This is a genomic window from Pseudomonas poae RE*1-1-14 (assembly GCF_000336465.1).
In the GTDB taxonomy this organism is placed as follows: Bacteria; Pseudomonadota; Gammaproteobacteria; order Pseudomonadales; family Pseudomonadaceae; genus Aquipseudomonas; species Aquipseudomonas poae.
Genome location: NC_020209.1, coordinates 4,057,277 through 4,072,061 on the forward strand (window position 1 = coordinate 4,057,277; position 14,785 = coordinate 4,072,061).

Genomic DNA, 14,785 nt, shown 5'->3' on the forward strand with positions numbered 1-14,785 from the left:
AGGGATCAAAAATGTGGGAGGGGGCTTGCCCCCGATTGCAGTGTGTCAGTCTCAGTATCTGTAACTGACCCACCGCAATCGGGAGCAAGCCCCCTCCCACATTGGTTTTGAGTCAACTTTCAATGCTACGGACAGCCATGAAACATCTTCGCCTTGCCCTGCTGCTGCTGCCTGCCTCGGACCTGCTCGCCGCCAGCCGTGACGATGCCCTCAATCTTCCCGACGTGGTGATCAGCGCCAACCGCCAAGTGCAGGCCCGCAACGACAGCAGCGCCGCCAACACCGTATTCACCCGCGACGACATCGACCGCCTGCAACCCACCAGCCTCACCGATCTGCTCAAGCGCGTTCCGGGCGTGCAAATCGCTCCCACTGGAGGCCGTGGCAGTTTGCCGGGAGTCTATCTGCGTGGCACGACGTCCGCGCAAAGCCTGGTGCTGGTGGACGGTCAGCGCATTGCCAACGCCACGTCGGGCGACAGTGGCCTGCAGTACCTGAACGTCGACCAGATTGAACGGGTGGAAGTGCTGCGCGGCTCACGCTCGGTGATCTACGGCAGCGATGCGATGGGTGGGGTTATCCAGGTGTTTACCCGGCGTAATGCCGAACAAGGGTTGCAACCGCGCCTGACGCTGGGCGTTGGCAGCCATCAGACCTGGGAGCGCAGCCTCGGCCTGTCCGGTGGCGATGAGCGTACGCGCTTCAACCTCGGCGCGAGCCTGGATGACACCGCCGGCATCGACTCAACTCACGCGTCGTTCCCCAGCGACGGCGACCGCGACGCCTACCGCAACCAGTCCATCAGCCTGAATCTCAGCCATTCGTTCAGCGATGAATGGGCGGCGGGTTTCAACCTGTTGGACAACCGTGGCAAGTCGGAATACGACAACAGCTTCGGCCGCTATGACGTCGCCACCAGCCAGAGCGTCGGGCAAAAGCCCTACACCGATTACACCGTGAGCAGCGCCAGCGGCTACGTGGATGCCAGGCTCAGCGAGGGCTGGCAATCACGCCTGGAGCTGGGCCACAGCGAAAACCGCGACACCAAGCGCGATACGCTCAGTGATGACTTCAGCGTGTTCAACACCTACCGCGACTCGGTCAACTGGCAGAACGACCTGACGCTGGACGACCGCAACAGCCTGATCCTCGGTGGCGACTGGTACGAAGACCGCTTCCACGGCTCCACCACCTTCAGCGAAAACAGCCGCTGGAACCGCGCGGCCTTTGTGCAGCATCGTTTTCACGGCGAGTGGTTTTCCACCGAGCTGGGCCTGCGCCGCGACCGGAACCAGCAGTTCGGCAGCCAGAACAGCTGGAGCGGGACCCTCAGCCTACCGATCAATCCCGACAACGAGCTGCTCTTGAGCTACAGCGAAGGCTTCCGCGCGCCGACCTTCAACGACCTCTACTACCCATACACGCAGTACAGCAACCCCAACCTGCTGCCCGAAACCTCAAAGAGCTACGAGCTGCAATGGCGCAGCCAACTGACTGACCAGACCCGTCTGGAAGCGTCGCTGTACCGCACGGACTTGAGCGATGCAATCATTCTGGACAGCACCAGCAAGCCGCAAAATGTCGCTTCGGCCCGCATCAATGGCGTTGAAGCGACGCTCAAGCAGGAATTGTTCGGTTGGCAGGGCAACCTGGGCGTCTCAATCATCGACCCGCGTGATCGCGATACCGGCCACACCCTGGCCCGACGTGCGCGCCGCACGTTGAGCCTGGATCTGGACCGGCAATTTGACACATTGGGCTTGGGCGCCAGTTGGCAGGCGATCAGCAACAGCTACGACGCTCAAAACAATCAGAACCGCCTGGGCGGCTATGCGCTGCTCGGGTTGCGCAGCAGGTGGGCGGTCACGCGGGAAGTCAGTGTTTCGCTCAACGTCGACAACCTGCTGGACCGCCAATACGCCCGTGCCCGCTACAGCTTCAACGCGGCAGACTTCTCCAATAATCAGGACTACCGCGAAGAAGGCCGCACCTGGAGGCTGGGCCTGAGCTGGACACCTCAGCTGTAGCGACCCGGCAACCGCTACCGGACAGACGCCTTGCTGACATCCAGGTAACCTTCCTTGATTGCCTGCTCACAGCCTATGAAGCCATAAGCACCAACCCGGCCCGCGTCGGTAATGCCGACGTAAAAGTCCTGTTTCTTGCCGTTGTTTTCCAATTGGTAGTCAAGGCACTCTAAAAGACCCGTGCGCGCCGCGATAACGCGCTTGGGCTGCTGGATCGCAAGCATGTCCTGCTTCGTGGCCCCCCCTGCGTAGATCCTCGTGGGAATAGCGTGGTCGTTGAAATTCATGATCGTAGAAATACCTTCGAATGTGCTGCACCCGGCCAGTAAAACCGCAGCGCAACTCCCCATGATCAAACGTCGCATGGTCACCTCCTGTTAGTGAACAATCGCCATGCAGTACGCATCGCGCGCAGCAGCCTAGCGTCGCGCCGCCGAAATCACCCGACCGACAAATCTCAACAGGAGGTAGGAAAAGGTTTACCGCGCCGGCTCACGTTGCTGCCCAATCAACTCGCAGAGTTTGGCCACCGCGTCGACCATTTGCCCGCTGGGCCGCTCCAGGCCTTTGTCGGGCACCCGCAGCAAGCGCCCTTGCGCCACTGCGGCGATCTGCGGCCAGGCCTTCCAGGCGTCCAGTTGACGCTCATCTCCCGCCAGGATCACCTCGGGGTTGCGCTGCAGCACAGACTCGACGCTGACCTGCGGCGCCGGCAGCGTGAGGTCGTCGAACACGTTGCGGGCCCCGCATAACGCCAGCGCGTCACTGATGATCTGCCCACCGCCCACGGTATACAGCGGCTGATTCCACACCTGATAAAACACCCGCACCGGTTCGGCGCGCTGGTAGCGCTGGCGCAATTCAAGCAAGCGCTGGCGCAGCCGGGTGGCGATCTGACGACCTGCATCGGCCCGGCCCACCTGCTCGGCAATGGCCTGCACCTGACTGGCCAGTTGCTCAAGGCTGTGGGGTTCAGCGACGTACACGGGGATTTTCAGGCGTTGCAGCTGTTCACGCTGGGCCGGGCCGACGCTGCCGGGCCACAGCAGGATCAGGTCGGGTTGCAGGCTCAGCAGGCGCTCCATGTCCAGCTGTCCGTAACGCCCGACCGAGGGCACGTTCACCAACGCCGGCGGACGCTCACCGCCATCGAGCACGCCCACCAGTAAATCAGCAGCGCCCACTTCCAGCATGATTTCAGAGAGTGACGGTGCCAGGCTGACGACCCGCTCGGCGGCCAATACCTGGGCACTGAACGCCAGCAGCAGCGCCAGCCAATAGCGTTTCATCCCAATTGACGCGGGATGCGGTAGAGATAGAACAATACCGTCGTCGACAGCGCCAGCAGGAACAACGGCACCGCCTCCAGGCCGACGAATACCGCCAATGCGCCGATCCAGGCAGGCAACGCCGCCACCATCAAAGCCGTGCGGCGGCGAGCCGCGAGGGTGATCCAGGCGGCGGGTTCTTCGGGGGTATCAAGGGCTTTGGAGGTGGCGATCAGCGCGTGTTTATAGCCATTGAAATAGCGCAGGCTGAGAAACATCGAGGCCACGCCGGCAATGAAGAACGGCATGGCCAGCATCGGAAGCAGGGATTGGGCGCGACCGAACACCAGGTTGATCACGAACAACGGCAGCAACGCCAGGGCCAGGTACTGCCACCAGTTGACGGACAGTCGCCGTTTCACCTGGCCGCGAGTCACGCGCGGTCGACCTCGCCCTGGTGCTCGTTGCCCATCATGTGGTCGAGCTTGCTGGCCTTGGTGGCCAGGTAAAGCTTGTTGTGAGGATTGTGCCCGGTGTGCAGCGGCACGCGCTCGGCGACGGTGATGCCCATCTCGGTGAGGGCCTTGACCTTGCGCGGGTTGTTGGTCATCAAGCGCAGGGATTTCACGCCCAGGTGCTCCAGCATCGGCAGGCAGATCCCATAGTCACGCTGGTCGGCAGCAAAGCCCAGCCGTTCGTTGGCCTCAACGGTATCGGCGCCGCCATCTTGCAGCTCATAGGCGCGGATCTTGTTCATCAGGCCAATGCCACGGCCCTCCTGGCGCAGATACAGCAACACGCCACGGCCTTCGCGGGCGATGGCCTGCAGTGCCGCTTCCAGTTGCGAACCGCAGTCGCAACGCTGGCTGAACAAGGCATCGCCGGTGAGGCACTCGGAATGCACACGGCCCAATACCGGCTCGCCATCAGCGATATCGCCCAGGCTCAGCACAACGTGCTCGCGCCCGGTGGCTTCTTCAAGAAAGCCGTTCATGGTGAACGTGGCAAAAGGGGTAGGCAGCTTGGAAGCGGCGACGAAAACGACGGGCACCGTGTGCTCCTGATTTCAGATTTCACAGAGGCGGGCATTGTACAGCAGGTTCCGGTAGACGCTTAAGCTCAATGAGCGCTGATCAAGATCAATCGGTTCGATTGGCCTTCGCCGCGGTTCTATGCACGTCAGAACGGATAGGGCAGCTTCCAGCGCTGGAAGATCGGCTTCAGCTCCCCGCTTTTGACCAGCGCAGCCATGCGCTGGTCGTACACCGCCATCAATGCACGCCCCCGCTCGTTATCGGCAAAGCCCACGTAGAGCGGCAATTCGATGATGGGGGTGAGCCTGAACTTCCCGGGGTCGGCCGCCTGGCCGAGGACGTATCGGGCTTCGGTGAGCGAGTCGATGTAGAAGTCGGCGCGACCATGCTCTAGCATCGGCAGGATCCCGTCGCGCCGCTGAATCTGGTTGAAGCGGTGCACATTGGTCAGGTAATCCTCGTATTTATAGCCGCGCACCCAGGCCAGGCGGTAATGCCCCAACGTTGCCGGGGTTGGCGCAGGCGTCGTCGAAAGCCCCAGGGCGTAGACGTGATCGGCGTCAAAGGGCAAATCCGGGTACAACACGCCTTCGGTCTCGTCGCGATAGGAGCCGACCCAACCGTCCACTTCGCCACGCCGGGTCAGGCCGACCGCACGGGTATACGGCACGCTGCGGGTTTGCAGGGCGATGCCGGCGGGTTCGAACACCTGGCGCAACACTTCCCAGCCAAGACCGCTGCCATCGCGGTTGGTGTAGTTGTCCCACTCCTCACTGGCCAGCATGATCTTGCCCGGCACTGGCGGTTCGTGCGCCTGCACCCAGGACGCGACAACGCACAGGAGGATCAACAGCCAGGGGCGCACATCCATGGTGACGGTCTCCCGCAGGGTAATAATCGGTTAAAGGGTAGCGCAGGACGCCGGACTAGGGCGCGTCGTGAAAATGCTGATAGCCACGAACCACCGGCGTAACGTCGCGCCCATGGGCATCGTGCAGCGTCACGCCCTGCCCCGCCGCGACCCGGCCGATCACATGGATCGGCCAGCCACCGGCCAGCAATGGCGCCAGCGCGTCTGCCGGCAACGTGAACACCAGCACATAGTCATCGCCGCCACTCAACGCGGCCACGCGGGCCTCGTTGTCGCCGACAAACGCCAGCAAGGCTGCAGACAACGGCAGCGCCTGTCGCTCGATCAGCAAGCTGACCGCCGATGCTCTGGCGATATGCCCGCAGTCGGCCAGCAGGCCGTCGGAGATGTCCATGGCCGAGGTCGCCTTGCCGCGCAGCGCCACCCCCAGGGCCAGTTGCGGTTGCGGCGACCAGTAATGGGCCAGCAAGGGTTCGGCAATGGCCGCATCCGCCGTGCGCTGGCCCAACACCAACGGCAAGGCGCCGGCGGCATTGCCCAGCTCGCCACCCACACAGAGCAGATCACCCGGCTGCGCGCCGCTGCGGGTCAACGCCTGGCCGGCCGGTACACGACCAAACACAGTCAGGGTCAGGCTCAGCGGGCCGCGCGTGGTGTCGCCTCCCACTAACCCTACGCCGCAGCGTTGCGCCATGGCGTTTAAACCCTGAGCATAGCGTTGCAGCCAATCGGCATCGACGGTCGGCGTAGTCAGGGCAAGGGTGAATGCAAGGGGACTGGCGCCCATGGCAGCCAGGTCGCTCACCGCCACGGCCAACGAGCGCTGGCCAAGCAGAAACGGGTCACAGGGGTCGGCAAAATGTACACCGGCCACCAGCGTATCGGTGGAAACCGCCAGTTGTTCGCCGGGAGGCAACGCCAGCAAGGCGCAGTCATCGCCGATCCCAAGAGCGATGCCTTCGCCGCCCTGCGCACAGGGCGCGGCGGCGAAGTAATTGCGGATCAGCTCGAACTCGCCCATGCCGGACTCAAGCGCACATCAGCGCTTGTAGGCCTTTACTTCGGCTTCACGCAGGCGCGGGGCCAGCTTGTCGAGCACGCCGTTGACGAACTTGTGGCCGTCGGTCGAACCGTAGACTTTCGCCAGTTCGATGCCTTCGTTGATCACCACACGGTACGGTACGTCGACACGCTTGAGCAGTTCCCAGGCGGACAGGCGCATGACGCACAGCTCAACCGGATCGAGCTCTTCGATGGTCAGGTCCAGGCACGGGGCCAGGGCCGCGTCGATCTCGCTCAGGTTGGCGTGCACACCGTGCAGAATGTCGTGGAAGTACGGCAGGTCCGCGAACGTGAAGTCGTTATCGACGCGAAACTGCGCTTCGATTTCGGTCAACGAGGTGCCTGCCATCTGACGCTGGTACAGCGCCTGGGTGGCCAGTTGGCGCGCAGCACGGCGCTTTTCGTTTTTCGAGGGCTTGCCGGCGTCCGCAGGGCGCGGGTCGCGTGGGTTGAAGTTGTCGCCGTCGTCGGAAATCACTTGGCCTCCAACTGCGACAGCAGGCTGACCATTTCCAGGGCGGACAAGGCGGCTTCTGCGCCTTTGTTACCGGCTTTGGTGCCGGAACGCTCGATGGCCTGCTCGATGGAATCCACGGTCAGCACGCCGAACGCGACGGGCACGCCGAACTCCATGGACACCTGGGCCAGGCCCTTGGTGCATTCACCGGCAACGTATTCGAAGTGTGGAGTACCGCCACGAATCACAGCGCCCAGGGCGATGATCGCCGCGTATTCACCTTGCTGAGCAACTTTTTGCGCAACCAGTGGAATTTCGAAGGCGCCAGGGGCACGGATCAGGGTGATATCGCTTTCGCTCACACCGTGGCGAACCAGGGCGTCCACGGCACCGCTCACCAGGCTTTCAACCACGAAGCTGTTGAAGCGGCCAACCACCAGGGCGTAGCGGCCTTTGGGGGCGATGAAGGTACCTTCGATGGTCTTCAGGGTCATTCGACAAATCTCTTAAAGAGCAGGGACGCGAAAAATGCGTCCCTCAGTGATGTGTTAACCGCGAACAAGGGGCAAAAATCGCCGGGCTTTATTCGGAGGGCACGTATTCTACAACTTCCAGGTCGAATCCGGATATCGCATTAAATTTCATCGGCGCGCTCATCAGGCGCATTTTGCGCACGCCCAGGTCGCGCAAGATCTGCGAACCGGCACCGACGATGCTGTAGGTGGTCGGCGTCTTGATCTGCGAGTGCTCGGCGGTTTCACGAATATGCGCAAGCAGAACATCGCCATCTACCGGGTTGCCGAGCAACAGCACCACGCCACTGCCGGCCTCGGACACCGCCGCCATGGCGGCGCGCAGGCTCCAGCGACCCGGTTGCTTGACCATCAGCAGGTCGCGCAACGGGTCCATGTTGTGCACCCGCACCAGGGTCGGTTCGTCGGCGCTGATGCTGCCCAGGGTGAGGGCCATGTGCACATCGCCTTCCACCGAATCGCGGTAGGTCACCAGATTGAACTGGCCCAGTTCGCTGTCCAGCGGCTGCTCGGCAATCCGCTGAACGGTACGTTCGTGGATCATGCGGTAGTGGATCAGGTCGGCGATGGTGCCGATCTTGAGGTTGTGTTCGGCCGCAAAGGTCTCGAGTTCACTGCGACGGGCCATGGTGCCGTCGTCGTTCATCACTTCGCAGATTACGCCACTGGGCTCGAACCCGGCCATGCGCGCCAGGTCGCAGGCTGCCTCGGTGTGGCCGGCACGCGCCAGGGTACCGCCCGGTTGGGCCATCAGCGGGAAGATATGGCCGGGGCTGACGATGTCTTCGGCCTTGGCATCACGCGCGGCAGCAGCCTGCACGGTGCGCGCGCGGTCAGCGGCGGAGATGCCGGTGGTGACGCCGGTGGAGGCTTCGATGGACACGGTGAACTTAGTGCCGAACCCCGAACCGTTGCGCGGCGCCATCAACGGCAACTTGAGCCGTTCGCAGCGCTCGCGGCTCATGGGCATGCATATCAGCCCGCGGGCGTGCTTGGCCATGAAGTTGATGTGCTCGGCCTTGCAGGCCTCGGCGGCCATGATGATGTCGCCTTCGTTCTCGCGGTCTTCGTCATCCATGAGGATGACCATCTTGCCTTGGCGGATGTCTTCAACCAGTTCTTCGATGCTGTTGAGCGCCACGCGGCACCCCCTTGGTCAGGATTTAAGGTAGCCGTTGGCGGCCAAAAAACTTTCGGTGATGTTCCCGGATGTTGGCTCTGCGGCCTTATCGCCCATCAACAGGCGCTCCAGGTAACGGGCCAGCAAGTCCACTTCCAGGTTCACACGGCGACCCGGCTGGTAGGACGCCATGATGGTTTCGCTGAGGGTGTGGGGAATGATGGTCAGCTCGAATTCGGCGCCATTCACGGCGTTCACGGTCAGGCTGGTGCCGTCCACGGTGACCGAACCTTTGTGGGCGATGTACTTGGCCAGTTCTTTGGGTGCGCGGATGCGAAACTCCACGGCCCGCGCGTTTTCGCTGCGCGCGACCACTTCGCCGACACCGTCGACGTGGCCGCTGACCAGGTGACCGCCCAGGCGCGTGGTCGGCGTGAGGGCTTTTTCCAGGTTGACCGGACTGCCGGCCTTGAGGTCGCTCATCGCGGTGCAGTCCAGGGTTTCGCGGCTCACATCGGCGGCAAAACCGTTGCCCGGTAATTCAACGACGGTGAGGCATACGCCACTCACCGCAATGCTGTCGCCCAGTTTGACGTCGCCCAGATCGAGCTTGCCGGTTTCAACCAGCAGGCGGATATCACCGCCTTTGGGGGTCATTGCCCGGATGCTGCCGATGGATTCGATGATGCCGGTGAACATGTCGTTCTCCTGAAAACGGGGGACGGGCGCCTGAGCCCGGTCAGAATTATACGCTCGCTGCTGGCACAGGGATGGCAGTGACTCGCCAGTCGTCGCCCACAGCGCGCAGGTCAGTGATCTTGAGTTGGGGGGCATCGGCCAGCTTCTCAAGCGGCCAGTCCAGCAACGGCCGGGCGGCGGAGCCCAGAAACTTGCCGGCGACGAAAATCACGTATTCGTCCACCAGGCCCTGCTGGGCAAATGCACCGGCCAGGCTCGGGCCGGCTTCCACCAGCACCTCGTTGACGCCACGCGCTGCCAGCGCCACCAGCGCCGCGCGCAGGTCAACCTGACCCTCAACGCCTGGCACCACCAGGCATTCGGGGCCACGGGGGAACTGGTTTTGCGCGGTGACGCAGGTGATCACCAGCGCCGGACCGGCCTTGAAAAATGGCGCGTTGAGCGGCACGCGCAGACGGCCGTCGATCAGCACGCGCAGCGGCGGGCGGGACATGGCCAGGGCGGTGGTTTCGGGATCGAGACCGAGTTCGGCGGCGCGCACGGTCAGGCGCGCACCGTCGGCCAGCACGGTGTCGGCGCCAGTCAATACCACGCTGGCTTGAGCACGCAGGCGCTGCACGGCGGCGCGGGCGGCGGGGCCGGTGATCCATTGGCTTTCGCCGCTGGCCATCGCGGTGCGCCCGTCCAGGCTCATCGCCAACTTGACCCGCACGAACGGCAGGCCATGTTCCATGCGTTTGAGAAAGCCGGGGTTAAGCGCCCGCGCTTCGGCTTCCAGCACGCCGCTGCGCACCTCGATACCGGCCTGGGCCAGGCGTTGCATACCGCGCCCGGCCACTTCCGGGTTGGGATCCTGCATGCCGGCCACCACCCGCGCGACACCGGCCGTCACCAGCGCATCGGCGCAGGGCGGCGTGCGGCCATGGTGGCTGCAGGGTTCGAGGGTCACGTACACCGTGGCGCCGCGCGCCTTGCTACCTGCAGCGCGCAGGGCGTTGGGCTCGGCATGGGGTTCGCCAGTGCGCTCATGCCAGCCTTCGCCGACAATTTGCCCGTCACGCACGATCACGCAGCCCACGCGCGGGTTGGGATGGGTGGTGTACAGGCCCTTGCGCGCCAGTTCCAGGGCGCGGGCCATGTAGTGGGCGTCGAGTACCGCCTGTTCAGGGCTCATTGCTTGGACGGCTCACGCGCCAGGCGGTCGATCTCTTCGCGGAACTCGTTGAGGTCCTGGAAGCGTCGATACACGGAAGCGAAACGGATATAGGCGACTTCGTCGAGCTTTTGCAGCTCGCCCATCACCAGCTCGCCCACCACCAGGCTTTTGACCTCGCGCTCGCCGGTCGCGCGCAGCTTGTGCTTGATGTGCACCAGCGCCGCTTCCAGGCGCTCGACACTCACCGGGCGTTTTTCCAGGGCGCGCTGCATACCGGCGCGCAGTTTGTCTTCGTCGAAAGGCTGGCGGCTGCCGTCGGACTTGATCAGACGGGGCAATACCAGTTCGGCGGTTTCGAAGGTGGTGAAACGTTCACCGCAGCCAGACGCCAGGCATTCGCGCCGACGACGCACTTGATCGCCCTCGGCGACCAGACGCGAATCAATGACCTTGGTGTCGTTGGCACCGCAGAAGGGACAGTGCATGGTGGGCAGGCAACAAAAAATGGGAGGGCCATGGTAGCGCATCCCCGTGGCAAGACAAGCCATAGCCTTTACGGTATATAGGCAGGCTTATATGTTTGTTACCTTTCACGTCACGGATTTAGTCCTTCCTGGAGCTGTACATGCAGTTACGACCACTTGTTTTGCTCACTCTGCTCGGTTTTCTGGTCGCCTGCAGCAGCGAAGCCCCCAAGCCCGCCGCACCGGTGCCTGCCCCCGCGCAGGAGAAAAAAGTGCCGGGCATTGAAGAGGTCGGCCCCCTGCCCGCCTATCAGCGTGAAATCAGCGGCAACCTGACCAACGTACCGGCCGGTGCCGAAGTCGAGATGGCCCTGTTGGTGATCGACGAACGCTCGCGCCCACAACAACTGCTCGCCAGCAGCGTGCTGACCGGCAACGGCAAGCCCCTGGCGTTTCGCCTGCGCTTCAACCCCGAGGCCTTCCCGGCTGGTGCGCGGGTTGAATTGCGTGGCCGCGCCAGCCAGTCCGGCCAGTTGATCCTGCATCTGCCCGCCGTGCGCATCACCCAGGCGATCACACAAACCACCGGCCCCCTGCAGCTCGTCAAGGCGCCATGACGCCACCGCTGGACCTGCAAAGCGCCTTGAGCCAACTGATCGGCGACGCGCAATTGCTGCCCTGCGCGCTGCCGGGCACTGCGCTGTCGCTGTGGCTGCTGAACGCCGACAACATGAACCGTGCATTCAGCCAGGAAGAAACCCGGCGCATCCTCCATGAGCCGCCGTACTGGAGTTTCTGCTGGGCCAGCGGCCTGGCGCTGGCGCGCTATCTGGCGGCGAACCCGCAGTGGGTGGCCGGCAAGCGGGTGCTGGACTTTGGCGCCGGTTCCGGCGTGGCCGCAATTGCGGCGGCCAAAGCAGGCGCGCTGGAAGTGGTGGCGTGCGACCTGGACCCGCTGGCACTGGCGGCCTGCCGGGCAAATGCCGAACTCAATGGCGTGCAGTTGGGCTATTCGGCGGATTTTTTTGCCGAAGCCGACCGTTTCGACCTGATCCTCGTCGCCGATGTGCTGTACGACCGCGCCAACCTGCCGCTGCTGGACCACTTCCTCACCCGAGGCCGCGAGGCATTGGTGGCGGATTCGCGGGTGCGGGATTTTCAGCATGCCGATTACCGGCGGCTGGAGATCCTTGAAGCGCTGACACTGCCGGACCTGGCCGAGCCTTGGGAGTTTCGCAAGGTGAGCCTGTACCATGCGCGGCGCGCTTGAGGGCATCGCGGGCAAGCCCGCTCCCACATGTGGCCGCGTTTTTTTGTGGGAGCTGGCTTGCCTGCGATAGCGATCTTGCCTGCACTGCGCTTTCAGCCAATGGCGCCAGCCCTTATAGTTGCCCCCATTCCCGCTCTATTAGAGACGCCCCATGAGTGAACCCACGCCGTACATCTTCGACGTCACCACCGCCAACTTCGAACAGGCGGTGATTCAGAACTCTTTCGAAAAACCCGTGCTGGTGGATTTCTGGGCCGAGTGGTGTGCGCCATGCAAGGCGTTGATGCCGATGCTGGCGCAAATTGCCGAGAGTTATCAGGGTGAGTTGTTGTTGGCCAAGGTCGACTGCGAAGCGGAATCGGACATCGTCGCGCGTTTCGGCATTCAAAGCCTGCCGACGGTGGTGCTGTTCAAGGATGGCCAGCCGGTGGACGGATTTGCCGGCGCGCAGCCGGAATCGGCGGTGCGCGCGATGCTCGAGCCCCACGTGCAGATGCCGCCACCGGCGGCGGCCGACCCGCTGGAGCAGGCCCAGACGCTGTTTGCCGAAGGCCGAATCAGCGATGCCGAGGCGCTGCTGGTGACGCTGCTCGGTGAAGACAATACCAACGCCGCCGCGCTGATCCTGTATGCGCGCTGCCTGGCCGAACGCGGTGAATTGGGCGAAGCCCAGGCCGTGCTGGACGCGGTCAGCGGCGACGCTCACAAAGCCGCCCTCGCCGGCGCCAAGGCGCAGATCACCTTCCTGCGCCAGGCCGCCGACCTGCCGGACGCCGCCGACCTGAAAAGCCGTCTGGCGCAGAACCCGCAGGACGACGAAGCAGCCTACCAGTTGAGCATTCAGCAACTGGCGCGCCAGCAATACGACGCGGCGCTCGAAGGCCTGCTCAAGCTGTTCATCCGCAACCGCAGCTACAGCGAAGGTCTGCCGCACAAGACCCTGCTGCAGGTGTTCGAGTTGCTGGGCAATGAACACCCGCTGGTGACCGTGTACCGCCGCAAGTTGTTCGCCGCGTTGTATTAATCGCCGACCCAACTGTACAGCGGCGTATCCCCGCCGCTGCTCACCTTGACCTTGGCGCTATGGCGCAGGCGCACCAGCAGGCGCTTGCCCGTCGCCGCATCACCGGCCACCCCTTCCAACTGATCAAGCAACTCCAGGCCGCTTAACTGCCCGGCGTTGCGCAACAGCGCCTGGGCGTTCTGCCACAGGTCGTCATCCTGCCTAACCGGCGCAGCAGCTGGTGTACTCGGCGCCGGAGCAGCCTGCAACTGCGCGCCCAGCTTGGCCCAGTCGCCGTCGTCCAGCTCCAGGGTCAAGTCCACCGGCAGGTCGCCGACGGTTCCACGAATTCGCAACATCGTCTTTTCTCCTGCATTTTTTCTGACGGGCATGCTCCCATGCGGCTTGCGCAACGCCAAGCGCGCGGTCAAACTCTCGCCATTATTGTTATAAGATCACATAACAAACCTTTCATGTTCTGGAGCCTTCCCATGCGCCGTCTGCTGCTCGCTTTGCCGTTTGCCCTGCTGCCACTGGCTGTGGCCCATGCCCATGAAGATCACGACCACGAACACGGCAGCCTCGGAGCCCACGAACATGGCGTAGGCCGCCTCAACGCCGTGCTCGATGGTCAGACCCTGGAGCTTGAGCTGGAAAGCCCGGCCATGAACCTGGTGGGTTTCGAACACCTGGCCACCACCGCCGCTGACAAGGCCAAGGTTGCCGCCGCGCGCAAGCAACTGGAAAACCCATTGGCCCTGTTCAACCTGCCCAAGGCGGCCGGCTGCGTGGTGAGCACCCAGGAACTCAACAGCCCGTTGTTTGGCGACAAGCCTGAAGCCGATCACGACGATGACGATGATGCTGACGACCATGCCACCGACGGCAAGGGCGCAGCGGCCCACGAACATCATCACGACCACAGCGAAATCCACGCGCATTACCAGTTCACCTGCGCCACGCCGACTGCGCTGAGCAACCTGGACCTGACCCAGGTGTTCAAGACCTTCCCTGCCACCAAGAAAATTCAGGTACAACTGATTGGCCCGAGCGGCCAGCAAGGTGTCGACGCAACGGCCACAGCTGCCACCCTGAAGTTCTGATTGCCCATGACCCAAGCCTTGATCGAACTGTCTGACCTGGGCTTCAACTGGCCCGGTCACCCGCAGTTGCTGGACATCCCCGCATTCCGTCTGGAACGCGGCGAAACCCTGTTTCTCAAAGGCCCCAGCGGCAGTGGCAAGACCACCCTGCTGGGGCTGCTGGGCGGTGTGCACAAGCCCAGCCGGGGCAGCATTCGCCTGCTCGGCCAGGAACTCACCGAACTCTCGGCCGGCGCCCGCGACCGCTTTCGCGTTGATCACACCGGCTACATATTCCAGCAATTCAACCTGCTGCCGTTTTTGTCGGTGCGCGAAAACGTCGAACTGCCCTGCCACTTTTCCAACGTGCGCGCGCAGCGGGCCAGGCAGCGCCACGGCAGTGTGGACAAAGCCGCCGCCGCCCTGCTCGCGCACCTGGGCCTCAAGGATAAAGACCTGCTGGAACGTCGCGCCGACGCGCTGTCCATCGGCCAGCAGCAACGGGTGGCCGCCGCCCGGGCGCTGATCGGCCAGCCAGAGCTGGTGATCGCCGACGAACCCACCTCGGCCCTGGACTACGACGCCCGCGAGGCTTTCCTTCAGCTGTTGTTCGCCGAATGCCGCGACGCCGGCGCCAGCCTGTTGTTCGTCAGCCACGACCAGAGCCTGGCAGCGCTGTTCGACCGCAACCTGTCGCTGGCCGAACTCAATCGCGCCGCCACGCCCGCAGAGGTTTGAG

At 63.5% G+C, this 14,785-nt stretch carries 19 protein-coding genes; 6 read left to right on the plus strand and 13 right to left on the minus strand.

Features of this window, described 5'->3' with window-relative positions; genetic code table 11:
• Positions 1–137: 137 nt before the first annotated feature.
• A complete protein-coding gene (locus H045_RS17680) occupies positions 138–2,027 on the plus strand; it encodes a TonB-dependent receptor domain-containing protein (protein WP_015373051.1) in 1,890 nt (629 codons plus the stop codon).
• Positions 2,028–2,041: 14 nt separating this feature from the next.
• Here the strand turns inward: H045_RS17680 and H045_RS17685 are convergent, their stop codons facing one another.
• From H045_RS17685 to nrdR, 12 genes are all read right to left on the minus strand, one after another.
• Positions 2,042–2,392, minus strand: coding sequence for a DNA-binding transcriptional activator OsmE (locus tag H045_RS17685; protein WP_015373052.1), 351 nt, complete (start codon positions 2,390–2,392; stop codon positions 2,042–2,044).
• Between the two features lie 114 nt (positions 2,393–2,506).
• Entirely contained in the window at positions 2,507–3,316 is an 810-nt protein-coding gene (locus tag H045_RS17690; protein WP_015373053.1) for a cobalamin-binding protein, read from the minus strand.
• Positions 3,313–3,732, minus strand: a complete 420-nt coding sequence (locus tag H045_RS17695) for a nuclear FMR1 interacting 1 family protein (protein ID WP_015373054.1) — start codon at positions 3,730–3,732, stop codon at positions 3,313–3,315. The genes H045_RS17690 and H045_RS17695 overlap by 4 nt, the downstream gene beginning before the upstream one ends.
• On the minus strand, positions 3,729–4,346 hold the full coding sequence (ribA, locus tag H045_RS17700) for a GTP cyclohydrolase II (RefSeq protein ID WP_003232505.1): 618 nt from the start codon (positions 4,344–4,346) through the stop codon (positions 3,729–3,731). Before ribA ends, H045_RS17695 begins: the two co-directional genes overlap by 4 nt.
• 128 nt (positions 4,347–4,474) lie before the next feature.
• A complete protein-coding gene (locus H045_RS17705) occupies positions 4,475–5,200 on the minus strand; it encodes a substrate-binding periplasmic protein (RefSeq protein WP_003232503.1) in 726 nt (241 codons plus the stop codon).
• Between the two features lie 55 nt (positions 5,201–5,255).
• Entirely contained in the window at positions 5,256–6,221 is a 966-nt protein-coding gene (gene thiL, locus H045_RS17710; protein ID WP_015373055.1) for a thiamine-phosphate kinase, read from the minus strand.
• Between the two features lie 18 nt (positions 6,222–6,239).
• Positions 6,240–6,740 carry a transcription antitermination factor NusB gene (gene nusB, locus H045_RS17715; protein WP_003232499.1) on the minus strand — a complete coding sequence of 167 codons (501 nt, stop codon included), beginning with the start codon at positions 6,738–6,740 and terminating at the stop codon, positions 6,240–6,242.
• Positions 6,737–7,213, minus strand: coding sequence for a 6,7-dimethyl-8-ribityllumazine synthase (gene ribH, locus H045_RS17720; RefSeq protein WP_003194576.1), 477 nt, complete (start codon positions 7,211–7,213; stop codon positions 6,737–6,739). Before ribH ends, nusB begins: the two co-directional genes overlap by 4 nt.
• Before the next feature lie 88 nt (positions 7,214–7,301).
• Positions 7,302–8,393, minus strand: coding sequence for a bifunctional 3,4-dihydroxy-2-butanone-4-phosphate synthase/GTP cyclohydrolase II (gene ribBA / locus H045_RS17725; protein WP_015373056.1), 1,092 nt, complete (start codon positions 8,391–8,393; stop codon positions 7,302–7,304).
• 15 nt (positions 8,394–8,408) lie between these two features.
• Positions 8,409–9,071, minus strand: coding sequence for a riboflavin synthase (locus H045_RS17730; protein ID WP_003232494.1), 663 nt, complete (start codon positions 9,069–9,071; stop codon positions 8,409–8,411).
• A 46-nt stretch (positions 9,072–9,117) separates the two neighbouring features.
• A complete protein-coding gene (gene ribD, locus H045_RS17735) occupies positions 9,118–10,245 on the minus strand; it encodes a bifunctional diaminohydroxyphosphoribosylaminopyrimidine deaminase/5-amino-6-(5-phosphoribosylamino)uracil reductase RibD (RefSeq protein ID WP_015373057.1) in 1,128 nt (375 codons plus the stop codon).
• Positions 10,242–10,712: a transcriptional regulator NrdR gene (gene nrdR / locus H045_RS17740; protein WP_003232491.1), complete on the minus strand. Its 471-nt coding sequence runs from the start codon at positions 10,710–10,712 to the stop codon at positions 10,242–10,244. Before nrdR ends, ribD begins: the two co-directional genes overlap by 4 nt.
• A 140-nt stretch (positions 10,713–10,852) precedes the next feature.
• Between nrdR and H045_RS17745 the strand changes: the two genes are divergently transcribed.
• The 3 genes from H045_RS17745 (at position 10,853) to trxA (ending at position 12,985) form a co-directional block, all read left to right on the plus strand.
• Positions 10,853–11,308 carry a YbaY family lipoprotein gene (locus H045_RS17745; RefSeq protein ID WP_003232489.1) on the plus strand — a complete coding sequence of 152 codons (456 nt, stop codon included), beginning with the start codon at positions 10,853–10,855 and terminating at the stop codon, positions 11,306–11,308.
• Positions 11,305–11,961, plus strand: coding sequence for a class I SAM-dependent methyltransferase (locus tag H045_RS17750; RefSeq protein WP_015373058.1), 657 nt, complete (start codon positions 11,305–11,307; stop codon positions 11,959–11,961). The genes H045_RS17745 and H045_RS17750 overlap by 4 nt, the downstream gene beginning before the upstream one ends.
• A gap of 151 nt (positions 11,962–12,112) precedes the next feature.
• Positions 12,113–12,985 carry a thioredoxin gene (gene trxA, locus H045_RS17755; RefSeq protein ID WP_015373059.1) on the plus strand — a complete coding sequence of 291 codons (873 nt, stop codon included), beginning with the start codon at positions 12,113–12,115 and terminating at the stop codon, positions 12,983–12,985.
• On the opposite strand, the gene H045_RS17760 is transcribed toward trxA, so the two are convergent.
• On the minus strand, positions 12,982–13,323 hold the full coding sequence (locus tag H045_RS17760) for a hypothetical protein (protein WP_003232484.1): 342 nt from the start codon (positions 13,321–13,323) through the stop codon (positions 12,982–12,984). The two genes, trxA and H045_RS17760, sit on opposite strands and share 4 nt — an antisense overlap.
• 132 nt (positions 13,324–13,455) lie before the next feature.
• Here H045_RS17760 and H045_RS17765 point away from each other — a divergent pair, with 132 nt between their 5' ends.
• Both H045_RS17765 and H045_RS17770 read left to right on the plus strand, forming a co-directional pair.
• On the plus strand, positions 13,456–14,067 hold the full coding sequence (locus H045_RS17765) for a DUF2796 domain-containing protein (protein ID WP_003232482.1): 612 nt from the start codon (positions 13,456–13,458) through the stop codon (positions 14,065–14,067).
• A gap of 6 nt (positions 14,068–14,073) precedes the next feature.
• Entirely contained in the window at positions 14,074–14,784 is a 711-nt protein-coding gene (locus H045_RS17770; RefSeq protein WP_003232478.1) for an ABC transporter ATP-binding protein, read from the plus strand.
• The last annotated feature ends 1 nt before the right edge of the window (position 14,785 follow it).

Coding starts and splice junctions, on each gene's coding strand:
- H045_RS17750 (WP_015373058.1), top strand. CDS start 11,305: ATGACGCCACCGCTGGACCTGCAAAGCGCCTTGAGCCAACTGATCGGC.
- H045_RS17680 (WP_015373051.1), top strand. CDS start 138: ATGAAACATCTTCGCCTTGCCCTGCTGCTGCTGCCTGCCTCGGACCTG.
- H045_RS17730 (WP_003232494.1), bottom strand. CDS start 9,071: ATGTTCACCGGCATCATCGAATCCATCGGCAGCATCCGGGCAATGACC.
- ribH (WP_003194576.1), bottom strand. CDS start 7,213: ATGACCCTGAAGACCATCGAAGGTACCTTCATCGCCCCCAAAGGCCGC.
- H045_RS17690 (WP_015373053.1), bottom strand. CDS start 3,316: ATGAAACGCTATTGGCTGGCGCTGCTGCTGGCGTTCAGTGCCCAGGTA.
- H045_RS17685 (WP_015373052.1), bottom strand. CDS start 2,392: ATGCGACGTTTGATCATGGGGAGTTGCGCTGCGGTTTTACTGGCCGGG.
- H045_RS17765 (WP_003232482.1), top strand. CDS start 13,456: ATGCGCCGTCTGCTGCTCGCTTTGCCGTTTGCCCTGCTGCCACTGGCT.
- H045_RS17705 (WP_003232503.1), bottom strand. CDS start 5,200: ATGGATGTGCGCCCCTGGCTGTTGATCCTCCTGTGCGTTGTCGCGTCC.
- trxA (WP_015373059.1), top strand. CDS start 12,113: ATGAGTGAACCCACGCCGTACATCTTCGACGTCACCACCGCCAACTTC.
- H045_RS17760 (WP_003232484.1), bottom strand. CDS start 13,323: ATGTTGCGAATTCGTGGAACCGTCGGCGACCTGCCGGTGGACTTGACC.
- ribD (WP_015373057.1), bottom strand. CDS start 10,245: ATGAGCCCTGAACAGGCGGTACTCGACGCCCACTACATGGCCCGCGCC.
- nrdR (WP_003232491.1), bottom strand. CDS start 10,712: ATGCACTGTCCCTTCTGCGGTGCCAACGACACCAAGGTCATTGATTCG.
- thiL (WP_015373055.1), bottom strand. CDS start 6,221: ATGGGCGAGTTCGAGCTGATCCGCAATTACTTCGCCGCCGCGCCCTGT.
- H045_RS17770 (WP_003232478.1), top strand. CDS start 14,074: ATGACCCAAGCCTTGATCGAACTGTCTGACCTGGGCTTCAACTGGCCC.
- H045_RS17745 (WP_003232489.1), top strand. CDS start 10,853: ATGCAGTTACGACCACTTGTTTTGCTCACTCTGCTCGGTTTTCTGGTC.